The organism is Alteromonas gracilis, from assembly GCF_036870955.2.
Taxonomy (GTDB): Bacteria; Pseudomonadota; Gammaproteobacteria; order Enterobacterales; family Alteromonadaceae; genus Alteromonas; species Alteromonas gracilis_A.
The window spans coordinates 3,092,571-3,105,452 of record NZ_CP145482.2 but is presented as its reverse complement, the minus strand read 5'-3'; the positions used below and the strand labels follow the sequence as shown (position 1 = coordinate 3,105,452).

The following is a 12,882-nucleotide window of genomic DNA, read 5'->3' as shown; positions in this document are numbered from 1 at the left end:
CTTCGGATGATTCCGTGAAGTACGCTTTATAGCCAGCCTTTTTGGCTCTGAACAAGAAGTCTGTTTCACTACCCATAACGTAATTGTTCCCGCTCGGGCCAATATTGGTGTTGAATTGCAGTGATGAGAGCACTCTTTTTCTTACTGCCATATTTGGTCCTAACAATGATTCAGGGGCAATTTCACCTTCTTCATAAACGTCACTATCAGTCAAAGCAAAAGCCACTAAAGATGGAATGGCCTTGAATAGTGAAGTGGGGGGGCTTCCATAAAGTGAGGTAAAACGTGACCTCCAAAAATATCGTAATCTAAATTATTGTCAAAGCTAAGCTTGTATTGTTCGAGAATATTAGGTGAAAAAATCACATCATCGTCAGTAAATATAACGCGCTCGCTTTTTATGTATGGTAGCGCCATATTCAAGCAGTGGTTCTTTCCCTGCTTTTCGCAATGCAGAATTTTCAGAGGTAATAGAGTCTCGTACTTTTCGAGTATTACGAGAGTATCATCTGTGCTGTTGTTATCGACGGCTAAAACTTCAAACTTAATGGAGCTGTGCCTACTTAAATCTACGAGAGATGTGAGCATTTGTTCTAACGTGTCAGAGCCATTAAATGTTGCGAAGACAATTGAAAAATCAGTTACCATTAATTTCGTTCCAAACTTGTGTTTTGTCTTGCAGGTTCTTTTGAAAATCAAATTTTGATAAAACGATCTCTCGTGATCTTTCCCCCATGGCTCGCCTCAAATCAGCATCCTCAATCATTCTTTTTAATGCATGTGACAACTGGTAAATACAGTCAGCTTGACTTGTAATGATTCCATTCTCTTCGTCTTGCACCAACTCTCTCATACCACCAACGTCGGTCGTTACAATTGCAAGACCGCAAGATGCTGCTTCTGTAGCCGCAATTGATAAGCCTTCATGTTTACTTGTAAGCACAAATACATCGTGCTGGCGGTAGAGTTTTCTGATGTCAGCAGGTGTTTTCTGCCCAACAAAATGAATTTTATCTTCTAGCTTCTGCGAGGAAACATATTCAATACATTTTTGCATCTCTTCGCCATCACCGACTAGAGTTAATGAAACATCCACACCTTCTGTTTTTGCAACCTGGCAAAAGGCCTCTAGCAACAGCTGATGATTTTTTATAGGGTGGAACCTTCCAACATGAATAAATCTGCAGCTGGTTGTTGCGCATTTGTTTTTTTCTGGAGAGAAAAGTTTCGTATCAACACCCAGATAAGAAATCTGAGTGTTTGACTTTGATGATATCTCGATTACTCTTCTGCGATGAAAATCAGAGGGACAGAAAATCACCTTTGCTTTGCCCAATACTTTTGGTGTTGAAAATAAAGGGGCTCGAAGATCAAATCCATGTACGGTTATTGTGTATTTTGTTCCAAGCATTTTATGAAGCATATATGCCGCATATGCTGCTTTATGGGCAAATTCAACATGAACATACTTAGCCGCTCTCATGCTTTTGAATAAAGTTAAGTTTAAAGCAAACCAATATGCTACCTCTTCTTCCTTTCCTTTTACTTTCAAATACTCATTCAATGTCATTAAAAAATGAAAGGGGCGTTTTACAATTAGTGAAACCTTCTTTTTAATAGACGGATAACAGAACTTGTCGATGATTAGTTGGTCACTAAAACGAGATGCTTGAATGCCGCTTTCCATTGAAGCAAGCATTACCTTTTCGCTTTTGGATATAGCATCAATGATATCCGAAATAAACGTCTCTGAAAAAGTGGGAAGTTTATCCAAAAGAAAAATCAAGCTTTCTTCTCCATAAGTGTTCGAATTATCTTTAGCAGTTCACTGTTAATCAAAAAAACCAGAAAAATGAAAAAACACAATAGTGCGCTTAGTACCAATTCGATGATATCGAAGTCAGATGACTCTTTGAACAAATTGAGACAAATGGCAATCGATATTGCAACAACAAAAGGGCGTGAATTGGCAATGAATATTCCTTTATAGGTAATGAGGTTATTTTGTGCCAACAACCAAACTCTCACGATTGAACCTAAAAGTGGAATGCTAGTAGAAACAGCAAGTAGCATAATATCTATCCCGTAATGTATCGTCGAGACGATGACACATATTTTCAAAGTATTTAGGCATAGATTTAAGTTCATTAACTGTTTTGCTTTGCCCAATCCTAAAAACACAGGGTCAAACATGGGGGCGAAAGTTCCAAGAATGCGATCAATACAAATTATTTGTAAAAAAATACCCGCGCTTTTCCATTGCTCTCCGAAAATAAGGGTAATTATCTCGTTTGAATGAAAGAAAACGAATGTGAAAAACGGCCAGCTGATATAGTTGAAAATATTTGTTAAGGTATAGTACGGAGAAGTTAAGTTCTCTTGCGCACGATTGATTGAAGAGAAAAAGGGTGTAATTACTGGCGAAAGCCCCTCTGTCAGTAGTTTATTCAGTAGCCCCCCCGTCGTCACCGCTCTATTATAAAGCCCTACCTGTGACATAGAATGTGTTTTGCCGATTATCATTTGAGCCAAGCTATTTGCTAGCTCAAAAATCAACGTTGAGGCCAAAACAAATTTAGAATAAGAAAAAATCGATCGTGCTTCTCGTAACTTGAACTTAAACCGTACTTTCCATTCAAGGAATTCTCTCTCTAAGAAGTATAAAAAAATGGGGTAGGTGACCGTGGTAATTAATGCACCTAAAGCAAGAACTTCAGGGCCACCCAAATACACTGCAAGTAATATGGTGGCAACACTGCCTGAGATATTTGAAACGATGGAGCTAATAGCAATGCCTTTGAATCTTAATGCTCTATGCAGCTGTGCTGTATTAATGCTTCCGAAAGAAGAAATTAAGATATTGACGGCTAATATTTGTAATACTAGTTTCAGTTGGGGTTCTGCATAAAAGTCGGCTATTCGCCCAGCGGTTAAAGTGATCACAATGAACGTAATAAAAGAAACGCTCATTAGAATAACAAAACACGTATCTATTTTTGTTTGTGACAGCTCTTTTTCTTTAACAATATATGAGCTTATTCCTGATTCTCTTAGTATGTTAGCTATAAGCAATATAAAGAACGAAATTGCATAAATTCCGAAATCTTCGGGTGATAGTATTCGCGCAACTAACACACTCGTTAACAGTTGAACTATTAGGTTTATGTATTTTTCGCTGAAAGAGTGAAAGAGGGAACGTGCGAGACTCATCTTTTTTGATACAACGCTTTGTAGGCTTTACACATTTTATCTAACGAAAACATGTCGTCAAAACGCAGCTTAGCATTCCTTCCTAAGAGCTCTCTGCTTTGTCGGTCTGTTGCCAATGTCTTCATAGCACTGACTAAATCTTTTAAGTTATTGTTTTTTATTACTATACCAGTTTCTGCATGCTGAACAACTTCTGGGTTTCCACCGACATCAGTTACGATGGATGGCTTACTTAAACTCATTGCCTCTAGTAATGTCATAGATGTTCCCTCACTAAATGACGGTAATAAGAAAACATCTAGTGCCGCTATATGATTGACAGGTTTTTTGATGTAACCAGTCAAGATGACATTACTGCTCAATGAATACTGTTCAATTAGCCCCACTATAGTTTCTTTTTCTTCTCCATCTCCAACTAACAACAAAATAGAGTTGGGAAAAGTTTGATTGAACTCTGCAAAAGCTCTAACCATTAACTTATGATTTTTGATTGGGTCCATTCTTGAAACAGTACCAAAAACCAGAAAATCATTGGGTATACCCAATGTTTCTTTAAGTGTCTCAACATCGCTTTTTGGGCTACTAAGGGGAAGGATTCCGTTATAAACAAGCTTTATTTTATTTAACGGGATATTCTCGAAGGCTTTTAACGCCTCTTTGGTTGCTCTTGAAATAGCAGTAACTTGTTGCGTCAGTTGCATTAATAGAGGGTTTATGATTTTTCTTTTCCAACTAGAGGTGTCGGGGTAAAAGCGTCCATGTTCAGTAAAAATTACTCTAGCGGAAGAGCCCATGGCTGCGAGTGCTCCGTAAACCCAAGGTGTGTATTGGTGGCAATGAACAATATCAATTGTATTGGTTTTAATGTGGTTCCGAAGCTGCTGAATGAGTTCAAAATCAAAACCAGGTTTGCGATTAGCAACAGTGATGTCAATTAATGCTGTTTTTTGTAGTTCATGACCCCAAGGGCCAAGTGGACTCTCAATGCAAAAAATTGACATCTTGATATCAGGATCGGTATTTCCCTCGATAATATTCTTAATAACCATCTCGGTACCGCCGATACGCATATCGTATGTTACATGCAATACCTTCATTGGTTTGTCTCCGATGCAGCTATATAGGTGCTAAACCACATCTGGAACATAAGTATGCTCCATAGAACATTACTATGGTCGTGTTTGCACGACTGATGCTCTTGCCAAAGCTTCATAACTTCACTTTTTTGCAAGTATTCAAAAACCCCATAATCTGAATTAACCATGAACTTTTCCGAGAGCGGCTTTAACTCTCCCCTAAACCACTGCGCTAGTGGAACAGAAAAGCCCATTTTTTTTCTGTGAAGGAGGTCGGTTGGAATAAACGGAACGAGGGCTTCTTTTAAAATGCGTTTTTTTACTCCTTCGTTAAACTTTTGTTCTGAAGGAATAGAAGCTGCGAATTCTGCAATTTGGTAGTCGAGTAATGGTGCTCTAACTTCCAAGTGATTAGCCATACTCATTCTGTCTACTTTAACTAAAATTCCACCAGTTAAGTAGGTTTTAATATCAGTATAAAGCAGTTTACTTAAGTGGTCTGGACCATCCGCTTTCTCATAGTTATCAAGAGTAATACGACTAGGGTGATAATTTCCGAGCGCTCGCGCTACGTTGGGTTTAACAAGCTTGCACCAGGTTTCGTCGGTCATTTGGCTGTTCGTGATGTAAAAACCCATGGCAGGTGACTGGCTTAAGCTATTTAGCAGCGACTTGCCTTTTTTAGCTATGTTTAAAGGGATTGTGCCAGCGAACTTAGCCAAAGGTGGAAAAAGTTTTTCCCGAACAATTTTTGGAAACTTATCTCTTAACTTGTTTTCGATGTCATCAATAGCGTACTTTTCATAACCAGCAAACATTTCATCACCGCCGTCACCTGCAATGGCAACTGTGACTTCTTTACGGGCTAATTCAGATACAAAAAATGTGGGCACCAGCGAGGGGTCAGCGAAGGGCTCATCAAAGTATTTTGCTATTTCTTCAAGGCGCTCAGCAACATTTTGATGGACTGTAAACTCATGGTGTTCGGTGTTGTACTTTTGCGCAATTTCTTTTGCGAATTCTGCTTCGTTGTATTTTTTGTTATCAAAGCCAATGGTACAGGTTTTAACTGGCTTGTCGCTATTGTTGGCCATTAGGGCAACTACACCAGAGCTATCTACGCCGCCGCTCAAGAATGCACCGAGTGGAACATCACTTATCATGCGTTGACGAGTTGTCTCGTTAAGCAAAGAGAGTAGTTTGTCCTTATTGTCTTCTATCGAATCACTAGAAGTATTGGTAAAGCTCAAATCCCAGTACTGACGCTGCTTAATACCATCTTTGGTTACTAACATGTAATGCGCTGGCGGCAGCTTGTGAATGTCTTCAAATATACTCTTGGGGTCGGGTACATACTGGTATGCGAAAAAATCGTAAACGGCATCCAGCCTAATTTTACGCGGAATGTTGTCTAAAGTTAGGATTGCTTTGATTTCAGAAGCGAACGCAAAGCGGCCATCTTTACTGAAATAATAAAGGGGCTTTTTGCCCAGTCTGTCTCGAGCTATAAATAATAAGTCTTTCTGCTTATCCCACAGCGCGAAAGCGAACATGCCATTTAAACGCTTTAAGCAATCGACGCCCTCTTTTTTATACAACTCAAGAATGACTTCAGTATCTGAATGAGATTTAAATACAATACCTTGCTGTTCTAGCTCTTCTCGAAGTTCGAGGAAGTTATAAATTTCACCATTAAAAACAATGACTAAATTTCCGCAACCAGAAAACATTGGCTGGTTTCCAGCCTCAGACAAATCAATAATGCTCAGTCTTCTGTGGCAAAGGCCTACAAACTCATCAATGTAGGTACCGCCTGCATCAGGCCCTCTATGAAAGATCGCATTGCCCATTCTTTCTAATGAGGCTTCGTTTCCCTCTACGTGGTTAAATAAACTGAAACCTGCTATTCCACACACAATATTGATTTCCTATAAGCTAATATGCGGTCTGACTTTTGAACCTAGCGCGACGGTAAGTTTTAGCGGAAGTGACCGCCAAATTTGCTCTACAACTGGTTTAATCGACGCTTTTAAACTTCCTTCCGAATTTTCATTTTCGCGTTCATTTGATTTGGAGCGCGGGTAGCAATACCAATCTAACAAATACGGCTGTGCCCCCCATTGTTTTTTAAATTTAAATGTACCTTCATTATATGTACTGCGACCAAAATCAAATTCACATATTTCATTGTCCGCGCAATGGGCTAAAACATTCCAATAAAGCTTCATGTTAGGCGCTAGTCTATTAAACTCTCGAAGTGTCGACGCCCATGGTATTGATGCTTTGTTTCCATTTTTCAGCACAATACCTGCACCGATTGGCGTGTCTTCAAAATAAACGACACTAACAAAGCACGAATTTGCATAATTGCTCGCGATGCTTTCAAACCAAGATAGGCTATGTGCTTAAGTGAGCCCAGGTCTCGCATATTTTTAGAATAAACCGCGTAAAAATCGGAAATTAGCTGTAAAGAGTTTCCTTCCTTTGAAGTGAGCCCGTTTTTATCCGCTTTTTTAATTTGGCTGCGCAGCTTTGATTTAAATGACTTGAGAAGAGTGTCACTTGACTTTGGTAATGCTAAGCGCATTTGTACTTTTTTTCCGTCAAGCGAAGACTCATCACTAGCAACCTCGACAATGCGATCGCGCACTTCTAAGTATTTTGCATTGGGGTGCTCTAATTTTACGTGTGCTAATAAATGCTGCGCTATGTCTTCAGAGTTAGCAATAGGAAAGCCCACATCGCAGTAGGGGAGTGCGCATAGCCTTTCGCCTAATATCCAAGACTTTAACTTTACAGCTGGTAGCACGCCTACAACACAATTATCGTCTACACGCATGGCAAGTACCCCTGCATGTTGCATGTTATATGCCTTTAGAGAAGCTATTTGCCATGCGGCGTTGTGGTATGGCGTTGCGTGAGAGTGGGCTGAAACATACTGATTCCAGTCATCTAATGTCTTCTCGTTGAGCGGTACTAACTTAAGTGTGTCGTTCAAATTCACTGTCGTTTTCAATCCTGCAAACTGAAACATGAGTTGTGTTTGTGCTTTAACAGAGTAGCTGCTTCAGAAATGGTACAAAATCTCACGTTAGCTTTAGCATTCAAATGCTGAATAACCTCTGTCATGCGTTTGCATATGCGACTATATGCGTTGTCCACTTGTAATAGTCCAGTTACACCGTCAAGCAGACTTGAACTGTGTAAATACATATGTATGACGGGGTATTGTTTTTCCAAACACATATCAATCAGCATTTTCATTGACGTGCTATCGGTTAACTCTGGGCTTAAATACAGCTTTCGAAGCAGTTTTGTATGCCATAGCAGGCCAACAGGTTTCACCAAATTTAATGGGCTTTTTGCGAGTAACGAGTGGATACTGTCTGCGCGTTTAAAGTGTGAACGGTTGAACCCCGCGGTCACTGGAAGCTCTAGTAAATTACGCTGGACTCCGTCTAAATCTGCGTTTTCGAAGCTAGGCCAATAAGGGGTGCTGTCTCTATTCTTGCAACTAAAAAAGCTGTTTTCGTAAAACGGATAAACACTGCTGTCTACACTGAAACCACGTTCGGCAAGTAGCTGGATTGTCGAGCCGTTTATGCCCCAGCGTCCGCTTCTAAAAGATACCGGTGTAGGCCCTATATTGGTAATTAATCGCTCTACTAAACAATCTAATTTTTGTTTTACTTGATCTCTAGGAAGGTTTACTACGTGGGATTTCGCTTCGTCTGTTTTACCAAAAAACGGGGGGTTACACCATGGATGGAGGTGTGCACCTATTTCTACGTTTCGTTGAGAAGCAAATTGGCGTAACACCTCGCTACTATAGTCATCATCTGCTACGGCAAAGTCTACAAAATAAGTCGGCTTTATATGTAAAGACTCACAAAACGTTTGAAAAGCAGGAAGCTTTTCGATGTTCTTAACCGAGCAGTCAGACTCGGGGAAGTCATTGCTCCATTCCCACTCTTCTTCAGTATCAATACTCAGTACAAATAAAACGTCCTGTTTATCCATAGCTTACTCGTTTAGTGTCTTGTCGAAAAGCGTATAGTATTCGCTAGCCATACGTTTGGCTGAGAAGTTATCTTCGACAAATAGCCTAGAGGATTCGGCTAGCTGTTGAGCGTATTCTTTATCGTCTAATAACGTAACCCAATCTTTTTGCAGTTGGTCAATGTCATGAAGCGGAGCTAACAGACCGGTTTTGTTATGTGTAATAAGTTGATCAATACCCGCAATATCATAAGCAGAAACAGGTATTTCCATTGCACACGCTTCCATTAAGCAGCGTGGAATGCCCTCTAAAGTTGAAGTCATTACGAACAAGTCAAAGTCTTTAAGAAGTTCAAGTCTATCATCCCTGAAGCCCAAAAATTGAATCGCATTTTTACTTGATAGCGTGTTGCTATACGTTTCCAATTCTTGTCTACTTTCTCCGTCACCCAACAGAACTAGCTCTATGTCTTTTCTGTACGAATAAAGTGTATTAAAACAGTCCAATATTGCTTTAATGTTTTTGCGACTTATCATTTGCCCTACAAAGCCTATACGCTTTGTTGTGCCAGTGGGCTTTGGTATTTTCGTTTGCCTGACCGCTTCAACTTCCGAAAGGTCGACGCCGTTTTGAATATATTCTAATTTTGGTGCCTTAATACCAAATTTTTTGACATCTTGCATGAGCTGTTTTGAAAGAGGTACGACTTTGTCAGCCAGTCTCATTGATTGACAGCCAAGCCAAATAAAAGTGCGTAACTTGAAGTCTGCAGCGTTTTCGAAACCGTGAGGTGTTACCACGCAGGGAATACCTGCCTTGCGTGCTGCAAAAACACCTAAAATATCTGACTTGTAGCCATGTGTGTGGATCAAGTCAATGCCATTGGCCTTAATAAGCTCTGCTAATTTATTTATCGCACCCAGATCAAACCTATTTCGCATCTCTATGTGATGTGTTTTTCCGAGAGCTGAAAATTGTTTTACTAACTCTAAATCTTCTGTTCCAGGTTCAAGCGTGACAACCAAGTGACTTTCAACATCATCAGGCATATGTTTGGTCAACGCTAAAATCCATCTTTCAGCTCCGTAAAAGCCTGTCGAGCATATAAACTGTAGTACTTTCATTGTAATTATCTGTGTGTAGGTGTACCTAGCGCACCCTTTATTCCTAATAAAGTGCCAAGAACCCTTGCGGGGAAATACAAGCAGTAAAACAACAGACAATAACCAATATTCACGCTACTTCCTGTGAGTTTTTTTAATCGACCTGTATACACGGCTAACGGTAAAAGTGTCATAACGCTAGCCATAATAACTAAACTTGTCTGCGAGTACAGCAACGACACCAACAAAAAGATAAAACCAAACGTCACAGCAAATGGAACAAAGAAGCTAGGAAGCTCTCTTAGAGGAATGCTCCGACCACTTATTGAGGCTAAATTTGACTGACCGCGCCAAACCTCTTTTTTGAACATAGGGGAGAAAGCCTTGTCTTCTCCTAGATGCACGTAACTTGATGTCGAGGTGTAAAGTAAACTACCAGTCTGAGCCACTTTATGGGTAAAGTAATAATCTTCGCAGGTATGTAGGTGTTCTGGAAAACCAGCCACCTCCTGAAACGTTTTTTTTGAAAGAAATAAATTACGCCCAGGCAAAAACGTGACTGTTTGATCTAGTTCAGCATTGCTTAGAGCGGTTCTAATCTTTTCCAGCGGTGGCGCTGATTCGGCGCATTTCTGCATAGCACTGCATAACACTATATCTTCGTTTTCTTCCAACAACTCCGCCATGGCCTGTGCCCATTTGGGCTCAAGTGCAACGTCTGCATCCAAAAAGGCAAGGTATTCACCTTGTGCCGCTGATGCACCTAGATTACGTGAATGCGAGATAGTGTTCTCACTATCATTTAACATGAGAGTTAAAGGAATTTGCTTTTTTAGCTCATAAAGCGCATTTGAAAATGTCTTGTTTTGGCTTACCACTATAACTTCATATTCATCTTCGGAAAGTGTTTGCATACCCACGCTCTGAAGCGTTTGTATCAACATTTCCTCTCGCCCTTTGTGCGGGATAATAAAACTTACTTTAACCGTCACGGTTTTCCTATCCATTTTTGAAGTTGTGGGAAACGTTTTGCCAATTGGCTTCTCTCTTTGCTGATTGAGAAGTTCTTGATTGTATAAAATAACAATGCAGTAAACGCGCTTTTCCTGTGCTCTTTCATGTCGAACTTTACCTGTTCCATTGGCTGTGGAAGCTCTGAATAAACGTCGTAATGGGCATTTTGCATCATTAGACATAGTACTCGTGTTGAATCTGTCTCAGTACTTAGTGACAGTCTTTCGTGTATTCCTTTTGTGAGAGTACTCAACTTGTTATCTATATCTTCACTGCAATTTAAATACGCTTTTGCAAAACTCAATATGCACAGTTTGCGTAAATCTTGACCCGTCCATGTATCGTTTGGAAACTCGAGTATATCTGGTTTTTCTAGATAAACGTATTCATTATCTATCATCCATTTGGCATAGTGGCATAGTGATTGTACCGCGTAACTATAGTCAAAATCGCTTTCCAAACGCTGTTCTTTGATATGGATAAAACGGCATAACGCTTGTAAGAAAACCGTGTAAAACCAGGTCAGCTCAACATTTTGCAAATCTCTTTGAGCGATATCGTCTTCAGGCGATACAGTGTTTGCTATTATTGTTGCGCATTTGGTTAGGTCCTCAGTGTTGCCCAGTAGATCGAATCGATCCATCAAAGCTTGTAAATAGTTAGCTGTGCCTCTGTCGAGAGGGTAGGCGCCCGTAAGTACATTTTTGAGGCCTATGTTTCCGGCATTCTTGAGCGCAAGCAAAGCACCAATAACTGTGCCGTCGCCTTCGTAATAACGCTCTATCCAACTGCAAATAGACAGCATAGCTGATTTTGATACTTTACTACCGGTTAAGTAATAGTGAAGCAAAAGTCCGTTGGTGTAGCAGTGTTGCCCGCCGGGCCCACCTCCGCCAGCGTGATCTTGATATACATCGTTCGGCTGCAATGATGAATAGGTTCTGTGTGTAGCGGTGTACGCTTGAACGTAGTGATCAGTGTGCCAAAACAAGCCACCAGAGTATTCTGGTTTATCTAAGGAAGTATGATAGACATCGATATTAGCGACGTGCTTTGCTAGGTCATCGGCAAGCCTTTTCCATTTTATGTTTCCACTGCAAAGCCACTGGCAAAGCATTCCTGAAATGGGGTCGTACTGATTATTGTAGTGCGACACAAAACTCTCATCGTGTGGAATGTTTCCCCGCTCGTGGTCGGCGTATAGTTCACCGTAATTACGCCACCCATAAACATCTGCTCGTTTTCTTTTTTCAAAAAAACTATTGTTGCCGTCAACGGCTTTTCTTATTAATGAATCAAACGGGTTATTATCTCGAGGTGCATAGAATAATGGAAAAAATTGATGAGAACTTGTCAAAGATTGCGCTATCTCAACATCGAATTCTAAAATCGATTCGTAGCCAATTGAAAACTGTCTAGTAAGCTGTTCTCCTGGCTGCAATTCCTGCATTGGCGCTAATGCAGAACCAAGCAAACTATATTGGGCGGTTTTGCCTTCTACAATCAGTGATGACGGAAAATGTTGCCAAAAGTCGGCCACTTCTATCACCAAGTCATTCCTAGCTTCTGTTTTGCAGGTTAACATTGGTTGAATAGTACTGCCTTTCAATAAGCATTTGTCGTTGGCAAGTGCTTCAAACCCCTTAAAAGGCAATGTAACGTTGTTGGAGTGATCAACGTGGATACTGTTTTTCCATTGCTCACCGCCACTGGAAGCTTGAAAAATGGTTGTAGGGTGTTGTGCCCCTTCCAGTTCTGAAGCGCAGATCATTGCTTCGCCCTGGAGCAACTGAATTGTTAAGCCTAATTCAGATACCGCTATCGAATTCGGGTCTCCCAAGTCCCACGTACCATTGGGATGCTCAGCAGCTGAGGGATTGGTTATCGTTAAAGTACACAGCACGGTGCCAGAGCTAAGAAATATGTGAAGCTCTTGAAAAATAGTTATCTTTTGGTTTTCGTTCACAACTTCAAATGATTGAGATGTTTTTACTGCTTCATGTGAAAGCCCATTTGATAAGTACTCATACTCTTTATGTTTTAAATCAGCTTGGTCAATTGCCTGGCCATTAAAATGCATTGATATGTTTGCGCGCTGAGGAAGTTCTAGCTTAGCAGGCTGTTGAAGAGACACTCGATAAACAGACTCTAGGCTTGTCTTAATTGTCAATGTACTAGAAGACTCTGAAACCACTAGTTCTTCTTCTCGTGCATCAGGTTTTATAGGTTGTACACAAAATGCTGCCGAACCGTTCGCTTGAAGGTGTACTATTCCCGCTACAAGAAGCCATTTTACTGAGCCATCCTCCCAAAGTTTCTCTACCGAAATATATACATCTGAGAGTTGCTGTTGTCCGTCGAAAACAGCAAGAAGTTCATTGGCTGTGAAAAAACCTTTTGTAACCGGAATACCTTGTTTGAACGACCCCAAGCCAGAAAAAGCTGACGTATTTGTTATCTTAAATGGCAGTGATTTCAT

General features: G+C 40.4%; 11 protein-coding genes. All 11 read right to left on the bottom strand.

Going from position 1 to position 12,882, the window contains the following annotated elements; all coding sequences use genetic code 11:
- Window positions 1–225: 225 nt before the first annotated feature.
- The 11 genes from V6N89_RS15015 to V6N89_RS14965 all read right to left on the bottom strand — a co-directional run bounded on the left by V6N89_RS15015 (window position 226) and on the right by V6N89_RS14965 (window position 12,882).
- Complete coding sequence (locus V6N89_RS15015) at window positions 226–648, bottom strand: glycosyltransferase family A protein (protein ID WP_346992886.1); 423 nt, start codon at window positions 646–648, stop codon at window positions 226–228.
- Window positions 638–1,786, bottom strand: coding sequence for a glycosyltransferase family 4 protein (locus V6N89_RS15010; protein WP_338518253.1), 1,149 nt, complete (start codon window positions 1,784–1,786; stop codon window positions 638–640). Before V6N89_RS15010 ends, V6N89_RS15015 begins: the two co-directional genes overlap by 11 nt.
- A complete protein-coding gene (locus V6N89_RS15005; RefSeq protein WP_346992885.1) occupies window positions 1,783–3,135 on the bottom strand; it encodes an oligosaccharide flippase family protein in 1,353 nt (450 codons plus the stop codon). The genes V6N89_RS15010 and V6N89_RS15005 overlap by 4 nt, the downstream gene beginning before the upstream one ends.
- 71 nt (window positions 3,136–3,206) lie before the next feature.
- The gene (locus V6N89_RS15000) at window positions 3,207–4,307 is read right to left on the bottom strand and encodes a glycosyltransferase family 4 protein (protein ID WP_338518251.1); all 1,101 of its coding nucleotides are present in this window, start codon (window positions 4,305–4,307) and stop codon (window positions 3,207–3,209) included.
- Complete coding sequence (asnB, locus tag V6N89_RS14995; RefSeq protein WP_346992884.1) at window positions 4,304–6,202, bottom strand: asparagine synthase (glutamine-hydrolyzing); 1,899 nt, start codon at window positions 6,200–6,202, stop codon at window positions 4,304–4,306. The genes V6N89_RS15000 and asnB overlap by 4 nt, the downstream gene beginning before the upstream one ends.
- Before the next feature lie 12 nt (window positions 6,203–6,214).
- The gene (locus V6N89_RS14990) at window positions 6,215–6,664 is read right to left on the bottom strand and encodes a GNAT family N-acetyltransferase (protein WP_338520153.1); all 450 of its coding nucleotides are present in this window, start codon (window positions 6,662–6,664) and stop codon (window positions 6,215–6,217) included.
- The gene (locus V6N89_RS14985; protein WP_346992883.1) at window positions 6,583–7,290 is read right to left on the bottom strand and encodes a hypothetical protein; all 708 of its coding nucleotides are present in this window, start codon (window positions 7,288–7,290) and stop codon (window positions 6,583–6,585) included. Before V6N89_RS14985 ends, V6N89_RS14990 begins: the two co-directional genes overlap by 82 nt.
- Before the next feature lie 8 nt (window positions 7,291–7,298).
- A complete protein-coding gene (locus V6N89_RS14980; protein WP_346992882.1) occupies window positions 7,299–8,306 on the bottom strand; it encodes a polysaccharide deacetylase family protein in 1,008 nt (335 codons plus the stop codon).
- Window positions 8,307–8,309: 3 nt separating this feature from the next.
- Window positions 8,310–9,410, bottom strand: a complete 1,101-nt coding sequence (locus V6N89_RS14975; RefSeq protein ID WP_338518247.1) for a glycosyltransferase — start codon at window positions 9,408–9,410, stop codon at window positions 8,310–8,312.
- 5 nt (window positions 9,411–9,415) lie between these two features.
- Window positions 9,416–10,381, bottom strand: coding sequence for a glycosyltransferase (locus tag V6N89_RS14970; protein WP_338518246.1), 966 nt, complete (start codon window positions 10,379–10,381; stop codon window positions 9,416–9,418).
- The gene (locus V6N89_RS14965; protein ID WP_338518245.1) at window positions 10,378–12,882 is read right to left on the bottom strand and encodes a hypothetical protein; all 2,505 of its coding nucleotides are present in this window, start codon (window positions 12,880–12,882) and stop codon (window positions 10,378–10,380) included. Before V6N89_RS14965 ends, V6N89_RS14970 begins: the two co-directional genes overlap by 4 nt.

Bases quoted from the DNA above. Each gene is read 5' to 3' on its own strand.
- V6N89_RS14965 (WP_338518245.1), bottom strand. From the start codon at position 12,882: ATGAAATCACTGCCATTTAAGATAACAAATACGTCAGCTTTTTCTGGC.
- V6N89_RS14980 (WP_346992882.1), bottom strand. From the start codon at position 8,306: ATGGATAAACAGGACGTTTTATTTGTACTGAGTATTGATACTGAAGAA.
- V6N89_RS14975 (WP_338518247.1), bottom strand. From the start codon at position 9,410: ATGAAAGTACTACAGTTTATATGCTCGACAGGCTTTTACGGAGCTGAA.
- V6N89_RS15000 (WP_338518251.1), bottom strand. From the start codon at position 4,307: ATGAAGGTATTGCATGTAACATACGATATGCGTATCGGCGGTACCGAG.
- V6N89_RS15015 (WP_346992886.1), bottom strand. From the start codon at position 648: ATGGTAACTGATTTTTCAATTGTCTTCGCAACATTTAATGGCTCTGAC.